We start from the raw sequence: 16,846 nt of genomic DNA, 5'->3' as shown, positions 1-16,846 counted from the left end.
CTCACGCGCTCGATCGAGAGACGGGACGGGTCACGACCGGCCGCCGCGAGGAGATGACAGACGGACGCAGCGCCGACGCGCCCGCCGCGCGCCAGCCGACCGTGCGCCGGGAGTGTGACGCGCGGAGGCTCCCTCCGGGCGGCGGGTGAGTAGGCTGACCGGACAGCACGTGCTCCGGGGTCGGTGGGAATTCCGAACCGGCGGTCACAGTCCGCGAGCCGCAGCCCCTCGAGAGGGGCGGCGGTTGACCTGGTGGAACTCCAGGACCGACGGTGAAAGTCCGGAGGAGAGGCAGCACGAGCGTCGCGCATCACCGCGCGATGCTGAGCGACGGTGCCCGCGCACCTCGCTCGAGACCCCGGAGTTCGGCGACGAACGGAAGAACCGGGAATGACGATCGACTACGAGCACGCGATGCGCCGAGCGCTGGCGCTCGCCGAGCGCGGGCCCGCCCGCGGCCCCAACCCCCGCGTGGGCTGCGTGATCCTCGCGCCCGACGGAACCGTCCTCGGCGAGGGCTGGCACCACGGAGCCGGCACCGCGCACGCCGAGGTCGACGCGCTGTCGCACGTCGCCCCGGGCGCCGCCGAGGGCGCCACCGCCGTCGTCTCCCTCGAGCCGTGCGACCACACCGGGCGCACGGGCCCCTGCAGCCGCGCCCTGATCGAGGCGGGCGTGTCCCGCGTCGTCTACGCCGTGCCCGATCCGGGCGAGCGCTCGGCCGGCGGCGGTCGCACTCTCCGCGAGGCCGGCGTCGAGGTGATCGAGGGCGTGCTCGCCGAGGAGGGCGAGCAGTTCCTCCACCCCTGGCTCACCGCGACCCGCCTGCACCGCCCCTTCGTCACGCTGAAGTGGGCCTCGACTCTCGACGGCCGCACTGCGGCGGCGGACGGCAGCAGCCGATGGATCACCGGAGCGGCGGCCCGCCGCCGTGTGCACGAGCAGCGCGCCGCTCACGACGCGATCCTCGTCGGCACCGGGACCGTCCTCGCCGACGACCCCGCCCTCACCGCCCGCGGCGACGGAGGCGAGCTGCTGGCCCACCAGCCGGTGCCCGTCGTCGTCGGCACCCGGCCCGTGCCGCCCGGCGCCCGCCTCCACGAGCACCCCCGCGCCGCGATGATCGAGCGCACCCGCGACCTCGCCGCGGTCCTCGCGCACCTCTACTCCGCCGAGACCCGCAGCGTCTACGTCGAGGCCGGGCCGACCCTCGCCTCCGCGCTCGTCGCCGCCGGACTGGTCGACGAGTACCTCGTGTTCCTCGCGCCGGCACTCCTCGGCGGCCCCCGCCTGGCGCTCGGCGACCTCGGCGTGACGAGCATCGGCGGGGCCCGGCGCCTCTCCCTCCGCTCGGTCGAGATCCTCGGCGACGACCTCCTCGTGACCGCGCGCCCCGACGTCCTCCCCGCAGGCGGTGCCGGCACCCCGGCCCGCCTCCCCCACGCCCTGCAGATGGAGACCCACTGATGTTCACCGGAATCATCGAGGAGAAGGGCGTCGTGACGGCCGTCGAGGCGGGCGCCGACGCGATCCGCCTCAGCATCCGCGGGCCCCTCGCCGTCGAGGGCGTGCGGCACGGCGACTCGATCGCGGTCTCGGGCGTCTGCCTCACCGTCGTCGAGCACACCGACGAGGGGTTCACCGCCGACGTCATGGCGCAGACCCTGCGGATGTCGACCCTCGACGGCGTGAGCGTCGGCGACCCCGTCAACCTCGAGCGCGCCGCGCTGGTCGGCGACCGGCTCGGCGGCCACATCGTCCAGGGCCACATCGACGGCACGGCGACGCTGCTCTCGATCGCACCGGGCGAGGCCTGGCGCGTGCTGCGGTTCTCGCTGCCGGCGGGCATCGCCCCGCTCGTCGTCGACAAGGGCTCGATCGCGGTCGACGGCGTCTCGCTGACCGTCTCGGCGATCAGCCCCGCCGCGGAGCCGGAGCAGTGGTTCGAGGTCTCGCTGATCCCCGAGACGCTGGCCGTCACCACGCTGGGCGCGCGCGCGATCGGCGAGCAGGTCAACATCGAGACCGACGTCCTGGCCCGCCACGTCGAGCGGATGCTCGCACTGCGCTCGATCGCGGAGGCCCGCTCGTGAGCCTCGCGACCATCCCCGAGGCCGTCGAGGCCCTGCGCGCCGGGCGCCCGATCATCGTCGCGGACGACGAGGGCCGCGAGAACGAGGGCGACGTCATCGTCTCGGCCCAGCTCGCCAGCCAGGAGACGATCGCCTGGATGGTCCGCCACTCCTCCGGGTTCATCTGCGCGCCGATGACCAACGAGATCGCCGACCGCCTCGCCCTGCCGCTGATGGTCGTCGAGAACGAGGACCCGCGCGGCACCGCCTACACGCTCTCCGTCGACGCGGCCGACCGCCTCTCCACCGGCATCAGCGCCTCCGACCGCGCGCACACCCTCCGCGTGCTGGCCGACCCCGAGGCGACCCCCTCGAGGCTGAACCGCCCCGGCCACATCCTGCCGCTGCGCGCCGTCGACGGCGGCGTGCGCGAGCGCGACGGGCACACGGAGGCGGCGGTCGACCTGATGAAGCTCGCCGGCCTGTACCCCGTGGGCGCGATCTCCGAGATCGTCGCCGCGGACGGCGAGATGATGCGGCTGCCCGGGCTGATCGCCCTCGGCGAGCGCGAGGGCGTGCCGGTGACCACGGTCGCGGCCCTCATCGCGTACCTGCAGGAGTTCCACTGCGACGCGGAGGTGCCCGTCACGGTCGCGGTCCCGGAGAGCGCGCGGGTGAGCTTCGAGGTCGAGACCACGGTGCCGACCACTCACGGCCCGTTCCGGATCCGCGCCTACCGCGACCGGCAGACCGGAGCGGATCACGTCGCGATCCTCGCGGGAGAGATCGCCGCGGGGCGGCCCGCCCTGGTGCGCGTGCACTCCGAGTGCCTGACCGGGGAGGCGTTCGGCTCACTGAAGTGCGAGTGCGGCCCCCAGCTCGACGCCGCCCTCGACACGATCCAGCGGGACGGCGGCGTCGTCGTGTACCTCCGCGGGCACGAGGGCCGGGGCATCGGCCTGATCAACAAGCTGCGCGCCTACCGCCTGCAGGAGGACGGCCTCGACACCCTCGACGCGAACCTCGCCCTCGGCCTCCCCGCCGATGCGCGCGACTACGGAGCGGCGGTCGGCATCCTCGAGGACCTCGGCCTCACCGAGGTGCGCCTGCTCACCAACAATCCCGAGAAGGTCCGGCAGCTCACCGACCGGGGCATCGTCGTCGCCGAGCGCGTGCCGCTCGTCGTCGGAGTCGGCTCCTTCAACCAGGGCTACCTCGAGACCAAGCGCGACCGCATGGGCCACACCCTCGACAGCGTCCTCGACCACGACCCCCTCGACGCCGGGATCTCCGGCCTCGCCCTCGACGCCGGGATCCCCGGCGCCACCACGAAGGAGTAGCAATGGCCGGTAGCGGCGCCCCCACCACCTCCCCTCTCGACGGCACGGGACTGCGCGTCGTCGTCATCGCGGGGACCTGGCACGAGCAGATCAGCGACGGCCTGATCGCCGGAGCGAGCCGAGCGCTCGACGAGGCCGGAGCGTCCTGGTCGCTCGTGCGTGTGCCCGGCTCGTTCGAGCTGCCCGTGGCCGCGAAGGCGGCTCTGGAGGCGGGGGCCGACGCGGTCGTCGCCCTCGGCGTGATCATCCGCGGCGGCACCCCGCACTTCGAGTACGTCTCGGACGCCGCGACCTCCGGGCTCACTACCGTCTCGATCCTGACCGGCAAGCCGGTCGGCTTCGGGGTGCTCACCCTCGACACCGAGCAGCAGGGCCTCGACCGCGCGGGTCTTCCCGGCTCGAAGGAGGACAAGGGGCGCGAGGCGGCCGAGGCGGCGGTGTCGACCGCTCTGCTCCTCCGCTCGCTGCGCGGCTGACGGCCCGCGGGCGGCCCCCTTCCACGGGCCGCCTGCACACGAAGCTGGGAGAACACGGAGTAAAGTGGAGAGGTCGTCACGAGCGACCCCTCTCTCCTCCCCCACGCCTCAGCGGCCCGCGACGCCCGATCGACGCCCCGCCCCGCCGGCTCGGGGGAGCCGCCGTCCACACGGAGCCCCTCCCTCATGTCTTCTCCCGCCGTCTCCGACGCGCCAGCAGCCGCCCCGCAGAATTCCCGCGGCCGCGTCATCCTCGCGAGCCTCATCGGCACGTCGATCGAGTTCTACGACTTCTACGCCTACGCGACCGCCGCCGTCCTGGTCTTCCCGTCGCTCTTCTTCGTCAACGAGGACCCGGCCACGGCCCTCCTCGCCTCCTTCGCCGTCTTCGGCGTCGCGTTCATCGCGCGCCCCATCGGGTCGATCATCTTCGGCCACTTCGGCGACCGCGTCGGCCGGAAGGGCACCCTCGTCGCGTCGCTGCTCACGATGGGCGTCGCGACCTTCCTGATCGGCTGCCTGCCCACCGCGCTCACGCCCGGCTGGGAGTTCCTCGCTCCGTTCCTGCTCGTCGTGATGCGCTTCTGCCAGGGCCTCGGCCTCGGCGGCGAGTGGTCCGGAGCCGCGCTGCTCGCGACGGAGAACGCGCCGGCCGGCAAGCGCGCCATCTACGGCACCTTCCCGCAGCTGGGCGCGCCGATCGGCTTCATCGTCGCCAACGTCCTGTTCCTGGTGCTGGCGAGCACGATGAGCGACGAGACGTTCGCCGCCTGGGGCTGGCGCGTGCCGTTCCTGGCGAGCGCCGTGCTCGTGATCATCGGCCTCTACGTGCGGTTCAAGCTCGTCGAGACGCCCGCGTTCCAGAAGGTCGTCGAGAAGGGCGAGGTCGCCAAGCTGCCCCTCGCCCGCGTCTTCGTCACCAGCTGGCGCCCGCTCATCCTGGGCACCTTCATCATGCTGGCGACCTACGTGCTCTTCTACCTGATGACCACGTTCACGCTCACCTACGGCACGTCGCCCGTCGACGGCGCCGTCCCGGGCCTCGGCTACACGCGCAACGACTTCCTCGTCATGCTGATCGTCGGCGTCGTGTTCTTCGGGATCTTCACCCTCGTCTCCGGCCCGCTCGCGGAGCGCTTCGGCCGCCGGCGCACGCTGCTCGTGGTGACCGCGGCGATCCTCGTGTTCGGCCTGCTCTTCGTGCCGCTGTTCAGCGCCGGCTTCGCGGGCGTCATGGCGGTGCTGATCCTCGGCTTCACGCTGATGGGCCTGACCTTCGGCCCGATGGGCGCCGTCCTCCCCGAGCTGTTCCCGACCAACGTCCGCTACACCGGCTCGGCGATGGCCTACAATCTCGCGTCGATCCTCGGAGCGGCCCTCGCGCCGATCATCGCGGTCGCGCTCTGGAGGGCGGCGGGCGGCAGCACGGTGCTGGTCGGCCTCTACCTCAGCGCCGCGGCCGTGCTGACGCTGATCGCGCTCCTGCTCTCGAAGGAGACGAAGAACGCGTCGTACCACGACAACGTCTCGTAGGGCTCCCTGCAGAGGACGGCCCGTCGGGATCCCCGGCGGGCCGTCCGCGTCTCCGCTCCCTCCCTGAGCACCGGGGCCGCCCGCTGGCGGCCTGCTCGCAGCGAGGACGGGGCAGAATGGACGCTGATGAGCACCACCACCTCCCGGCGCGGCGGACGACGACCCTCCCGCGACGACGGACCCCGCGCCTCCTTCTCGCAGCTCGTGCCCTACCTGCTCGAGCACCGCGGCATCCTCTCGGTCGTCGTGGTCCTCAGCCTGTTCGGAGCGGCGGCGAGCCTTGGCCAGCCCCTGCTCGTCGGCCAGGTCATCACCCGCGTCCAGTCCGGCCTCGATCTCGGCCCGCTGGTGTGGGCCCTCGTCGGCCTGGTCGTGGCGTCCGGGCTCATCTCGGGCTTCGCGCACTACCTGCTCCAGCGCACCGGCGAGGGGATCGTGCTCTCGAGCCGCCGCCGCCTGGTCGCGCGGCTGCTGCGCCTCCCGATCCGGGAGTTCGACGCGCGCCGCACCGGCGACCTCGTCTCCCGCGTCGGCTCCGACTCCACCCTCCTGCGCGCCGTGCTGACCCAGGGGCTCGTCGACTCGATCGCGGGCTCCCTCGTCTTCGTCGGCGCGATCATCGCGATGGCGATCATCGACTGGGTGCTGCTCCTGATCATCGTGGCCGTCGTCGCGGTGGCCCTCGGGCTCGCGCTGACCCTCGGCCGCGGCATCCGGACCGCCAGCCGCATGGCGCAGGAGAAGGTCGGCGACCTGGCTGCAGCCGTCGAGCGCGCCATCAGCGCGGTGCGGACCATCCGCGCGGCAGGAGCGACCGATCGCGAGATCGCGGTCGTCGACCGGCACGCGACGGAGGCGTACCGCCTCGGCCTCCGCGTCGCGCACGTCTCGGCCCTCGTGGTGCCTGTCGCGGGGATCGCCCTGCAGGTCGCGTTCCTCGCCGTCCTCGGCGTCGGCGGCTACCGCGTCGCGTCCGGTGCGATCGACATCGCCCAGCTGGTCTCGTTCATCCTCTTCCTCTTCATGATGGTGATGCCGCTGGGCAACTTCATCGGCGCCATCACCTCGGTGAACTCGGCGCTGGGCGCCCTCGGCCGCATCCAGGAGATCATCGACCTGCCGATCGAGGGCGACGGCGACACCTCGGCGGGCGGGCTCGGCGCCGGCGTCGCGGAGGACGCCGTCTCCTTCGAGGACGTCGTGTTCTCCTACGAGGAGGGCGCCGTGCCGGACGCCGATTCCGCAGCGGAGGAGCGCGATCGCACCGTCCTGCGCGGCGTCTCCTTCACCGTGCCGCGCGGCAAGCGCACCGCCCTCGTCGGGCCCTCGGGAGCGGGCAAGAGCACGATCCTCGCCCTCATCGAGCGCTTCTACGACCCGGAGGCCGGCGTCGTCCGTCTCGGCGGCGTGGACATCACGGCCATCGACCGTGACGCGCTGCGGGCGCAGATCGGCTACGTCGAGCAGGACGCCCCCGTGCTGGCCGGCACCATCCGCGAGAACCTCGTCCTCGGCCGCCCCGACGCCGACGACGCCGACTGCCTCCGGGTGCTCGAGGCCGTCAACCTGACCGACGTGCTCGAGCGCAACCCGCTCGGCCTGCACGCGCCGGTCGGCGAGAGCGGAGTGATGCTCTCCGGTGGCGAGCGCCAGCGCCTCGCGATCGGCCGCGCGCTCCTGGCGGCCCCGCCGATCCTGCTGCTGGACGAGTCCACGTCGAGCCTCGACGGCCTCAACGAGCAGCGCCTGCGCCTGGCGATCGACGCGGTCGCCGAGAACCGGACCCTGCTGGTGATCGCGCACCGCCTGTCGACGGTGGTCGACTCCGACCGCATCGTCGTCCTGCAGAAGGGCGAGGTCGTCGGAGTCGGCACCCACTCCGAGCTGGTCGAGTCGACACCGCTCTACCGCGACCTCGCCAAGCACCAGCTGCTGGTCTGACGGGCGCCGCTGCGGCCCGCCTCCATGCTGGTCGAGTAGCCGCGGAGCGGCGTATCGAGACCCCGCGCGCGTCTCGACCGGGCGCCCGAGCCCGCTCGTCCCTCAGCGCGGCGGCAGCCGCAGGGCCCCGTCGAGCCGGATGGTCTCGCCGTTGATCATGGGGTTCTCGACGATGTGCCGCACCAGAGCCGCGAACTCCTCGGGGCGTCCGAGGCGGGCCGGATGCGGCGTCGCCGAGCCGAGCGCCTCGCGGGCCTTCTCCGGCAGTCCGGCGAGCAGGGGCGTGTCGAAGGTGCCCGGCGCGATCGACACCACGCGCACGAGCCGGGCCGCCAGCTCGCGCGCGAGCGGCAGGATCATCGCCGCCACGGCTCCCTTGGACGCGGCGTAGGCCGCCTGCCCGATCTGCCCCTCGAAGGCGGCCACGGACGCCGTCGTCACCAGGACTCCCCGCTCCCCGTCGATCGGCTCGCGTTCGACGATCGAGGCCGCGGCGAGGCGCAGCACGTTGAACGTCCCGGTCGTGTTGATCCGCAGCACCCGCTCGAACTGCTCGAGCGGCAGCGGCCCGTCGCGGCCGAGCAGCCGCCCCGGTGTCGCGATGCCCGCGCAGCTCACGGCGATGCGCAGCTCCCCCGCGGCGTCCACGGCGCGCGAGACGGCGTCCGGATCGACGACGTCCCCGGCGACCAGCTGCACGGAGGCGGGCAGGCGCGCGGCCCCCACCGCGTGCGGAAGATCGAGCACGACCACCCGCGCTCCTGCGGCGTCGAGCGCCGTCGCCGTCGCGGCTCCCAGTCCGGACGCTCCCCCCGCGACCAGCGCGGACGTCCCCTCGAGCCGCACGGTCAGCCCGCCGGAGCGGGGGTCGAGTCGGGCTCGTCGGTCTGCTCGCTGCCGGGCTCCCCCGTCGGATCACTGCTCGGCCCCCCGGACGCGAGCGCATGCGCCGAGCAGTCGGTCAGGGTGGCGTCGTAGGCGTCCCGGGCGCGCTGCGCCGCCATGCGGACCTCTTCCTCCGCGAGCGGACTCGCGAGCGGCGGCCGGTCGCTCAGGCCGTAGCGGGCGAGGCAGTCGCTGATCAGGCGGGTCATCCGCGCGCCGCTCTCGGCATCGGCTGTGCCGGTGGGCGACGGGGCAGCGGTCGCGACGGAGCCCGAGTCGCGCACGGACCCGTCCGGCACCTCCGCGGCGGGACCGGAGCAGGCGGTGAGGCTCATCGCGAGCGCGGCTCCGAGGAGCAGCGCGACGGGCGGGCGGAGCGTCGTGCGCAGGAGCATGGACGACCTCGTTCGTGACGGCTGCGGGCGGGAGTGCGGCCACGGTAGCGCAGTCGCCGCCTCCGGGGAGCGCTGGGCGCGCTCTCACGCCCTGTGGCACCCCCAACGGGGCACAGGCCCGCCTCTCAGGCGGGCTCGGCGAGCGCCCACATCGCGACCGCCGACGCCGCAGCGACGTTGAGCGAGTCGATCCCGTGCCGCATCGGGATCTGGACGGCGACGTCGGCCGCGGCGAGCGCTTCGGCGGTCAGCCCCTGCCCCTCGGTGCCGAGAACGAGGGCGACGCGCTCCGGAGCGCGGGCGGCGAAGTCCCGCAGGGGCACCGCCTCCGGGGTCAGCGCCATCGCGGCGATCGTGAAGCCCGCGCCGTGCAGGAGCCGCTGCGTCGACGGCCAATCGCCGACGCGCGTCCAGGGCACCTGCAGGACAGTCCCCATGCTCACGCGGATGGCGCGGCGGTAGTAAGGATCGGAGCAGCGCGGCGTCACCAGCACGGCATCGGCTCCGATCGCCCCGACGGAGCGGAAGATCGCGCCGACGTTGGTCGGATCGACCACGTCCTCGAGCACGACGATCCGGCGCGCTCCCGCGAGCAGGCCGGCCGGGTCGGGCAGGACGGGGCGGTCCATCGCCGCGATCAGGCCGCGGTGCAGGGAGTACCCCGTGAGCTCGGCCAGGAGCTCCCCCGGGCCCGTGAAGACGGGGACGTCGAAGCGGCCGACCAGGCGCTCGGCCTCGGCGGCCGACCCGCCGAGAGCGAGCACCGAGCGCGGACGGTGCCCGGCGGCGATCGCCCGCTCGAGGACGAGCGCCGATTCCGCGATGTACAGGCCGTGCGGGCCGCGGGCGTTCTTCAGCGCGACGTCCGTGGCGTGCGCGTAGTCGCGCAGCCGCGGGTCGTCGAGCGCGGTGACCTCGATCCGCTCCACCGGATCAGGCGAAGGGGTCGGGAGTGAGCGTGTACTTGGTGCTGAGGTACTCGTGGATGCCCTCGAGTCCGCCCTCGCGGCCGAGGCCCGACTGCTTCACCCCGCCGAAGGGCGCCGCCGCGTTCGACACCACGCCGACGTTGAGGCCCATCATCCCGGTGGCGAGCCGCTCGATCATCCGCTGGCCGCGGGCGAGGTCGCGCGTGAAGACGTAGGAGACCAGGCCGTACTCGGTGTCGTTGGCGAGCGCGACGGCGTCGTCCTCGTCCGTGAACGGCACGATCGCGAGGACCGGACCGAAGATCTCGGTGCGGAGGATCTCGCTCTCCCGGTCGACCCCCGCGAGCACGGTGGGCCGGTAGAAGTGACCGGCTCCCTCGATCCGCTCGCCGCCGGTGAGCAGGCGCGCACCGCGGGAGACGGCGTCCTCCACCAGGGCGGACGCCTTCTCGATCGCGCGCTCGTCGATCAGGGGGCCGATGGCCACCCCGTCCTCGGTGCCGCGGCCGACGCGCAGAGCGCGCACGCGCTCCACGATGCGCGCGGCGAACTCCTCGGCGATCGACTCGTGCACGAAGAAGCGGTTGGCGGCCGTGCAGGCCTGGCCGATGTTGCGGAACTTCGCGAGCATCGCGCCCTCGACCGCCCGGTCGAGGTCGGCGTCCTCGAACACGACGAAGGGCGCGTTGCCGCCCAGCTCCATCGAGGTCCGCAGCACGTTCTCGGAGGCCTGCTGCAGCAGGGTGCGCCCGACCGGCGTGGAGCCGGTGAAGGAGACCTTCCGCAGGCGCGCATCCGACAGGATCGGAGCCGAGACGGCTCCCGCCGAGGACGTGGTGACCACGTTGAGCACGCCGTCGGGGAGCCCCGCCTCGGCGAGCAGCGCCGCGAAGGCGAGCGTGGTGAGCGGAGTGAGCTCGGCCGGCTTCACGACGACGGTGCAGCCCGCCGCCAGCGCCGGAGCGATCTTCCGCGTCGCCATCGCGAGCGGGAAGTTCCACGGGGTGATCAGGTAGCAGGGGCCCACCGGGTGCTGGGAGACGATCATCCGGCCGCTGCCCTCGGGCGAGACGCCGTAGCGTCCGCTGATGCGCACCGCCTCCTCGCTGAACCAGCGGAGGAACTCGCCGCCGTAGACGACCTCGCCTCGGGCCTCCGCGACCGGCTTGCCCATCTCGAGCGCCATGAGGAGCGCGAACTCCTCGGTGCGCTCCTGCAGCAGGTCGAACGCCCGCCGGAGGATCTCGCCCCGCTTCCGCGGCGCCGTCGCGGCCCACGACGGACCGGCGGCCACGGCGGCGTCGAGGGCCCGGACCCCGTCCTCCGGAGTCGCGTCGGCGATCGAGACCAGGACCGCTCCGGTGGCCGGGTCCTCGACGTCGATCGAGCCGCCGCCTGAGGCGTCCACCCACTCACCGCCGATCAGCAGCTGCGTGGGGATGCGGGCGAGCAGAGCGGTCTCGGCGACGCGGGACGCGACGGAATCAGTCACAGGAGGGAACCACTTCTTCGGATCGGAGCGCGGAGACCGCGCCGGGAGGAGCTTCTCGTCCTCCCAGTGTAGGACGGGCGATCGCTCCGGAGACGGGGTCGCCGGGAGCCGGGAGGACCTGCGTCGCCGTGGGCCCTGTGGAGGGACGACCGCTCAGGCGGACCGCTCGACGCGGACGCCCGCCTCCGTCAGTTCGCGCAGCGCCGCGGCACTCGCCTCCTCGGAGACGCCCGCGACCAGGTCCTCGAGCACGCGGACCTCGAGCCCCGCCCGTCGCGCGTCGAGCGCCGAGGCGCGCACGCAGTGGTCGGTCGCGAGCCCCACGACGTCGAGCGCGGTGACGCCCCGCTCCGCCAGCACGGCGCCGAGCTCCTCGCCCGCCTCCGTCGTCCCCTCGAAGGCCGAGTACGAGGGGCGGCCCTGTCCCTTGAGGATCTGCACATCGATCCGAGCGGTGTCCAGCGCCGGGTGGAAGCGCGCGCCGTCCGTGCCCGCGACGCAGTGGACGGGCCAGCTGTCGACGAAGTCCGGCTCCGCCGCGAAGTGGCCGCCGTTGTCGGAGTCGCCCTCGTGCCAGTCGCGGGAGGCCAGCACCGTGGAGTAGCGGTCGGCGTGCGCCGCGAGATGGGCGGTGACGCCCTGGGCGACGGCCGCGCCGCCTGTGACGGCGAGCGCGCCGCCCTCGGTGAAGTCGTTCTGCACGTCGACGATCAGGAGTGCGGTGGTCATCGTGGGCCTTCCGGGACGAGGAGGGAGGAGGAGCGGGCGGTCGACCCGCCCGGGTCAGGAGTCGGAGAGCGAGGATCCGCAGCGATAGACGCCCGTCACGAGGGTGTCGATCGCGGTCTTCGCCGAGTCGGAGACGTCGCCGAGAGCGTAGACCGCGAACGTCAGCTCGGTGCCGTCCGCCGCGGTGACCACACCGGCCAGGGTGTAGCCGGTGTCGATCCAGCCCGTCTTCGCGCGCACTGCGCCGTCGGCCGCGGCGTTGTCGCCGGCGAAGCGGTCGGAGTAGGAGAGCGACCCCGTCCGGCCCGACACCGGCAGGCCGTCGAGGAGGATCCCCAACTGCCCCTCGCGGGCCTGCACCTTCCGGAGCAGCTCGGTGAAGTATGACGGCGCGACCGCGTTGTCGTCGCTCAGGCCGGAGCCGTCGACGATCGCGATCCCGGAGGTGTCGACGCCGTAGCCGGCGAGCCCCTGCAGCACACCGGCCTGCTCAGCGCCGAAGTCGCTCCCTGCGCCGGTGCGGATCGCGACGAGCCGCGCGAGCATCTCGGCGATCGCGTTGTCGGAGACCAGCAGCATCTGCTGCACGAGCGTGCCGACCGGAGCCGACTCCACCGTGCCGAGCACGGCGGCGCCCGCGGGAGCGGTCCCGGTGGAGACCACGGGCGAGCCGTCCAGCTCGTCGGCGAACGCCTCTCCGGCCCGCCCGATCGGATCCGTGCCGCGCTCGGAGGTCGAGGCCGTGGGGTCCTCGCGGTCGCCGTCCACCTGGAGCGCCGTGATCTCGGGCATGTAGCCGTCGACCTGCTCCTTGCGGTTCCAGCTCGGCTGCCAGGTCTCGCCCGAGTAGAGGGAGGAGTCGAGCACCAGCGAGGTGATCGGCGTGCCGGCGGTCGAGGGGTCCGCCTCCCAGGCGCTCTCGACCTGCGCGGCGAGGTCGTCGAGGTGCGCCGCTCCCGCGTAGGTCGACTGCCGGCCGGTCGGGAGCCGAGTCAGGGTGAGGTCTCCCCCGCCGACGAGGACGACGCTCCCGGGCTCGCTCCCCCGGACCACGGTGGTGGCGATGCGCGTGTCCGGGCCGAGGACCGCGAGCGCCGACGCGGCCGTCAGGATCTTCAGGGCGGAGGCGGTGCGGGACGCGGTTCCGCCCCCGCGGTCGAACAGGACCTCGCCCGTCGCGGCGTCGACCACGCGCGCCTGCATCGAGCCCAGGCGCGGGTCGGCGGCGAGGTCCGCCACCGAGCAGGTGCGGAGCGCCTCGGCGGCCGCCTCCGCGGTGGGCCGCGTCGTGGCCGTGAGCGTCGGGGTGGGAGTCGTGGTGGCCATCGGGGTCGCGGCGACGGGCAGCGCCTCCGGCTCCGCGGCGCTGCCGAGAGCCGTCCCGACGCCGAAGGCGCCGCCACCGAGCACGGCGGCCACGAGCACCGCGGCGACCGCGAGAGTGCGGCGACGGCGGGGAGGAGGGGTGTCGGTCATCCGCAACAGGGTAGCGATGCGAGTTCGACGCGACCTGGACGTCGCGGATCCGGGGAGAGGGAGCCGCCTGTGGGAATCGAACCCACGACCTTCTCATTACGAGTGAGACGCTCTGCCGACTGAGCTAAGGCGGCGTGCACGCGGGGCCTGAGCCCCGGACACGATTACACAGCATAGCCTGCTCGCGCGCCCGGGCGTGAATCAGAGCGGCGCGGTCGGGCAGAGGCTCCGGGACGGTAGCCGCGACCGCTGCGCTCGGCTCAGGCGAGCGCGCCGCGCAGCTCCTCGAAGGAGCGCGCGATGCGTCCCGCCAGCACCTCCCGGCCGTCGTGATCGACCCACGCCGCCCACGCGTGGCGCACGGCGGCGAGTCCGAGGAGCGTCAGCATCCGTGCCCGGCTGCGCACCCGCTCCGCGTCGTCGTCCTCCCGGCTGAGACGCTCGGCGACGAGCCCCTCGACCGCGAGCTCGAACTCGCGCATGCCCGCGATCTTCAGGCCGACCAGATGAGGGTGCTCGCGGAAGAGCGCGCGGCGGAGGACGTGCAGCTCCCGGTCCTCCTCGAGCGGCTCCTCCATCGCGGCGACGAAGACCCGCTGCAGGTCCTCGAGCACGGCGCCCCGGCCCGCGACGAACCCCGCCGCCGTCTCGTCGGCGATGACGGGGAGCCCGCCGACCAGCGCGTCCTCCTTCGAGGCGAAGTAGTTGAAGAAGGTGCGCGTGGAGACGTCGGCGGCGCGCGAGACGTCCTCGATGGTCACGCGCTCCGGACCGCGCTCGCTCGCGAGACGGAGGACGGCGATCTCGATGGCCCGCCGCGTGGCGAGGCGCTTGCGCTCGCGGAGCCCGGGCTGCTGCTCACGGGGCCGCTCCTGCTCGGTCAGCACTGCGGATCCTCCTCCGGGACGGTCCCCTCGAGCAGGTACGCGTCGACCGCGTCGTTCACGCAGGACGTCGACTTGTTGTAGGCCGTGTGGCCCTCCCCGTCGTAGGTGACCAGGTGACCGGCGGAGAGCTCGCCGGCGAGCGCCTGCGCCCACACGTAGGGAGTGGCGGGATCGTTCGTGGTGCCCACGACCAGGATGGGCGCCGAGCCCTCCGCGGTGATCGGCTCGCGGGAGCCCTCGAACGCCGCCGGCCACTCGCTGCAGAGGATGTCGCCGTAGGCCATGTACCGGCCGATCGTCGGCGCGGCCTGCTCGAGAGCGGCCTCGTCGGCGCGCATCGAGGCGGTGTCCGCGTCGTAGGAGTAGTCGACGCAGTTGATCGCGAGGAAGGCCTCGGTGGTGTTGTCCGCGTACCGGCCGTCCGCGTCGCGTCCGTTGTAGGCGTCGGCGTACTGGAACGCGACCGCGGGGTCGCCCCGGCGCACGTCGGCGAGCATCTCGCTCAGCGCTCCCCACGCCGTGGCGTCGTAGAGCGGGTACACGATCGCGGTGAACAGCGTGTTCGCGCCGAGCTCTCGGCCATCGGCCGCTCGGATCGGCGAGGCGTCCACGTCCTCGAGCATGCGCTTCAGCTGGGCCATCCCCGCGTCGACCGTCCCGGTGAACGGGCAGTCGTCCGAGCGGAGGCAGTCGGCGAGGTAGGCGCGCAGAGCGCTCTCGAACCCCCTCGCCTGCTCCCGCACCACGTCGAACGAGGTCGCCGCCGGATCGATCGCGCCGTCGAGGACGAGGCGGCCGACCCGGTCCGGGAAGAGCCCGGCGTAGGTCGCTCCGAGGAACGTGCCGTAGGAGTAGCCGAGGTAGTGCAGCGACTCGTCGCCGAGCGCCGCTCGCAGCACGTCGAGATCACGGGCGGCGCTCGGGGTGCCGACCTCGGGCAGCAGCGGCCCGCTGCGCTCCTCGCAGGCGGCGGCGAACGCGGCGGCGGACGTGCGCTGCGCCTGGATCCACTCGTCGCTGCCCCGCTCCCCCGGCGTGATGTCGTAGAGGTAGGAGTCGAGACCCGCGGCGTCGAGGCACGAGACCGCGGTGGAGGCGCCCACTCCGCGCGGATCGAAGCCGACGACGTCGTACCGGGCAGCGAGTGCGGAGTCGACCGCGTAGTCGGCGCTGTCGCGGATGAAGTCGACGCCCGACGCTCCCGGTCCACCCGGGTTCACGAGCAGGGACCCGATCGCCGGGCCCTGCGTGGCGGGCCGGCGCACCAGGGCGATCGACGCCGTCTCCCCCGAGGGGGCGTCCCAGTCGAGCGGGACGGTCGCGTCGGCGCAGAGAGCGCCGTCGCCGCAGTCGTCCCAGACCAGCACCTGCGAGTAGAAGCGCTCCAGGGAGTCGTCGACGGTCTGCGGATACGGGGTGGAGGTCCGGTCGACGGTCGGGCCGGGCGCGAAGCAGCCGGTCAGGAGGGACGCCGCCGCGACGAGTGCGACGACGACGGCCGACCGGCGCCCCCGCCTCACGCGGCCACCGGACGGCGAGCGGCCACCACGAGCAGCGCTTCGAGAGCGAGGACCGGGGAGACGTTCGCGTCGATCCGCTGCCGGGCGGTCGCGATCGCATCGAGGACGGCGAGCGTGCGGTCGGGCGGAGTCGACTCGGCGAGCGCGGTCATCTCGGTCCGGACCTCCTCGTTGATGACGCCGCCGGGCGCCCCGAGCTGGAGGCGCACCACGTCGCGGTAGAGGGAGAGCAGGTCGACGAGGATCCGGTCGAGGCCGTCGCGGAGGCTCCGTGTCGCGCGTCGCTTCTGGTCCTCCTCGAGCGCCCGCAGCTGAGAGCGGAGCTGGGCGGGCACAGTGCCCCCGGGCTCGACGCCGAGCGAGCGCAGCGCCTGCTGCCGCTCGGCCTCGTCGCGCTCGAGGGTGATCGCCTTGGCGTCCTCCGTCGCGACCTCGATCATCCGCGCCGCGCCGAGCACCGCGTCCGAGACGCCGCGGAGGCGCAGGGCGATGCGGAGCGTCTCCTCCCGGCGCTCGCGCGCGTTCGCGTCGGTCGCGAGGCGGTGCGCCATCCCGATGTGGCTCTGAGCCTGGCGGGCGGCGCGCTCGGCGGTCTCGGGATCGACCCCGTCGCGGCGCTCGAGGAGCCCGGCGACGTCCTCGACGCTCGGCACCCGGAGCCGCACGGAGCGGACGCGGGAGCGGATGGTGGGAAGCAGATCGGCCTCGCTCGGGGCGCACAGGATCCACACCGTGCGCTCCGGCGGCTCCTCGAGCGCCTTCAGCAGGACGTTGGACGTGCGCTCGCTCATCCGGTCGGCGTCCTCGATGACCATGACCCGGTAGCGCGAGACCGAGGGCGAGTACTGCGAGCTGCTGACCAGCCGCCGCACCTCGTCGATCGAGATGATCACGCGCTCGGTCGTCAGCACGGAGAGGTCGGGATGGGAGCGGGCGGCGACCTGGCGGCAGTCGGGGCACTCCCCGCAGCCGCCGTGGCGGCAGAGCAGTGCGGAGGCGAACGCGTAGGCGAGGTTCGAGCGGCCGGACCCGGGTGGGCCGGTGATGAGCCAGGAGTGCGTCATCGACGACGACTCCCGGCCCCGGTCGTCCCGGGGCGTGGAGGCGTCCTGCAGGGCGCCGATGGCGTGCTCCTGCCCGACGAGCTGGCTCCAGACGGTCATGCCACCAG

The 16,846-nt window shown here is 73.6% G+C and carries 15 protein-coding genes, 1 tRNA gene and 1 riboswitch; of the genes, 6 read left to right on the top strand and 10 right to left on the bottom strand.

Translation table 11 applies throughout. The features are described 5' to 3' along the window. The first annotated feature begins 167 nt into the window (after nt 1-167). A riboswitch (FMN riboswitch) is annotated at nt 168-300 on the top strand. Nucleotides 301-390: 90 nt separating this feature from the next. From ribD to GSU45_RS04995, 6 genes are all read left to right on the top strand, one after another. Beyond that, complete coding sequence (gene ribD / locus GSU45_RS05020; protein WP_244248223.1) at nt 391-1,467, top strand: bifunctional diaminohydroxyphosphoribosylaminopyrimidine deaminase/5-amino-6-(5-phosphoribosylamino)uracil reductase RibD; 1,077 nt, start codon at nt 391-393, stop codon at nt 1,465-1,467. Then, the gene (locus tag GSU45_RS05015) at nt 1,467-2,093 is read left to right on the top strand and encodes a riboflavin synthase (RefSeq protein WP_159913217.1); all 627 of its coding nucleotides are present in this window, start codon (nt 1,467-1,469) and stop codon (nt 2,091-2,093) included. The genes ribD and GSU45_RS05015 overlap by 1 nt, the downstream gene beginning before the upstream one ends. Further along, nucleotides 2,090-3,412, top strand: coding sequence for a GTP cyclohydrolase II (gene ribA, locus GSU45_RS05010; RefSeq protein WP_159913215.1), 1,323 nt, complete (start codon nt 2,090-2,092; stop codon nt 3,410-3,412). The genes GSU45_RS05015 and ribA overlap by 4 nt, the downstream gene beginning before the upstream one ends. Before the next feature lie 2 nt (nt 3,413-3,414). After that, on the top strand, nt 3,415-3,888 hold the full coding sequence (gene ribH, locus GSU45_RS05005; RefSeq protein ID WP_159913213.1) for a 6,7-dimethyl-8-ribityllumazine synthase: 474 nt from the start codon (nt 3,415-3,417) through the stop codon (nt 3,886-3,888). A 186-nt stretch (nt 3,889-4,074) separates the two neighbouring features. Continuing rightward, nucleotides 4,075-5,421, top strand: a complete 1,347-nt coding sequence (locus tag GSU45_RS05000; RefSeq protein ID WP_104222221.1) for an MFS transporter — start codon at nt 4,075-4,077, stop codon at nt 5,419-5,421. Nucleotides 5,422-5,547: 126 nt separating this feature from the next. Further along, a complete protein-coding gene (locus GSU45_RS04995; protein ID WP_159913211.1) occupies nt 5,548-7,362 on the top strand; it encodes an ABC transporter ATP-binding protein in 1,815 nt (604 codons plus the stop codon). A 102-nt stretch (nt 7,363-7,464) separates the two neighbouring features. Here the strand turns inward: GSU45_RS04995 and GSU45_RS04990 are convergent, their stop codons facing one another. The 10 genes from GSU45_RS04990 to GSU45_RS04945 form a co-directional block, all read right to left on the bottom strand. Continuing rightward, on the bottom strand, nt 7,465-8,208 hold the full coding sequence (locus GSU45_RS04990) for an SDR family NAD(P)-dependent oxidoreductase (protein WP_159913209.1): 744 nt from the start codon (nt 8,206-8,208) through the stop codon (nt 7,465-7,467). Nucleotides 8,209-8,210: 2 nt separating this feature from the next. Continuing rightward, complete coding sequence (locus GSU45_RS04985; RefSeq protein WP_159913207.1) at nt 8,211-8,642, bottom strand: hypothetical protein; 432 nt, start codon at nt 8,640-8,642, stop codon at nt 8,211-8,213. Between the two features lie 125 nt (nt 8,643-8,767). Further along, nucleotides 8,768-9,571: an RNA methyltransferase gene (locus tag GSU45_RS04980; RefSeq protein WP_159913205.1), complete on the bottom strand. Its 804-nt coding sequence runs from the start codon at nt 9,569-9,571 to the stop codon at nt 8,768-8,770. Nucleotides 9,572-9,575: 4 nt separating this feature from the next. Further along, nucleotides 9,576-11,063 (bottom strand): NAD-dependent succinate-semialdehyde dehydrogenase, encoded by a 1,488-nt coding sequence (locus tag GSU45_RS04975; RefSeq protein WP_159913203.1) that lies wholly within the window; start codon nt 11,061-11,063, stop codon nt 9,576-9,578. 153 nt (nt 11,064-11,216) lie between these two features. Further along, nucleotides 11,217-11,792 carry a nicotinamidase gene (locus GSU45_RS04970; protein WP_159913201.1) on the bottom strand — a complete coding sequence of 192 codons (576 nt, stop codon included), beginning with the start codon at nt 11,790-11,792 and terminating at the stop codon, nt 11,217-11,219. Between the two features lie 54 nt (nt 11,793-11,846). After that, on the bottom strand, nt 11,847-13,268 hold the full coding sequence (gene dacB / locus GSU45_RS04965; protein ID WP_159913199.1) for a D-alanyl-D-alanine carboxypeptidase/D-alanyl-D-alanine-endopeptidase: 1,422 nt from the start codon (nt 13,266-13,268) through the stop codon (nt 11,847-11,849). Nucleotides 13,269-13,329: 61 nt separating this feature from the next. Continuing rightward, nucleotides 13,330-13,402: transfer RNA gene (locus GSU45_RS04960), tRNA-Thr, on the bottom strand. A gap of 126 nt (nt 13,403-13,528) precedes the next feature. Then, nucleotides 13,529-14,155, bottom strand: coding sequence for a TetR/AcrR family transcriptional regulator (locus GSU45_RS04955; RefSeq protein ID WP_208543495.1), 627 nt, complete (start codon nt 14,153-14,155; stop codon nt 13,529-13,531). Further along, on the bottom strand, nt 14,149-15,675 hold the full coding sequence (locus GSU45_RS04950; protein WP_159913197.1) for an alpha/beta hydrolase: 1,527 nt from the start codon (nt 15,673-15,675) through the stop codon (nt 14,149-14,151). Before GSU45_RS04950 ends, GSU45_RS04955 begins: the two co-directional genes overlap by 7 nt. Continuing rightward, nucleotides 15,672-16,838 carry a DNA polymerase III subunit delta' gene (locus GSU45_RS04945; RefSeq protein ID WP_159913195.1) on the bottom strand — a complete coding sequence of 389 codons (1,167 nt, stop codon included), beginning with the start codon at nt 16,836-16,838 and terminating at the stop codon, nt 15,672-15,674. The genes GSU45_RS04950 and GSU45_RS04945 overlap by 4 nt, the downstream gene beginning before the upstream one ends. Between the last annotated feature and the right edge of the window lie 8 nt (nt 16,839-16,846).

It is taken from the genome of Rathayibacter sp. VKM Ac-2801 (assembly GCF_009834245.1).
GTDB lineage: Bacteria > Actinomycetota > Actinomycetes > Actinomycetales > Microbacteriaceae > Rathayibacter.
The sequence above is the reverse complement of the archived record's forward strand: the minus strand, read 5'-3'. Positions and strand labels throughout refer to the sequence as shown.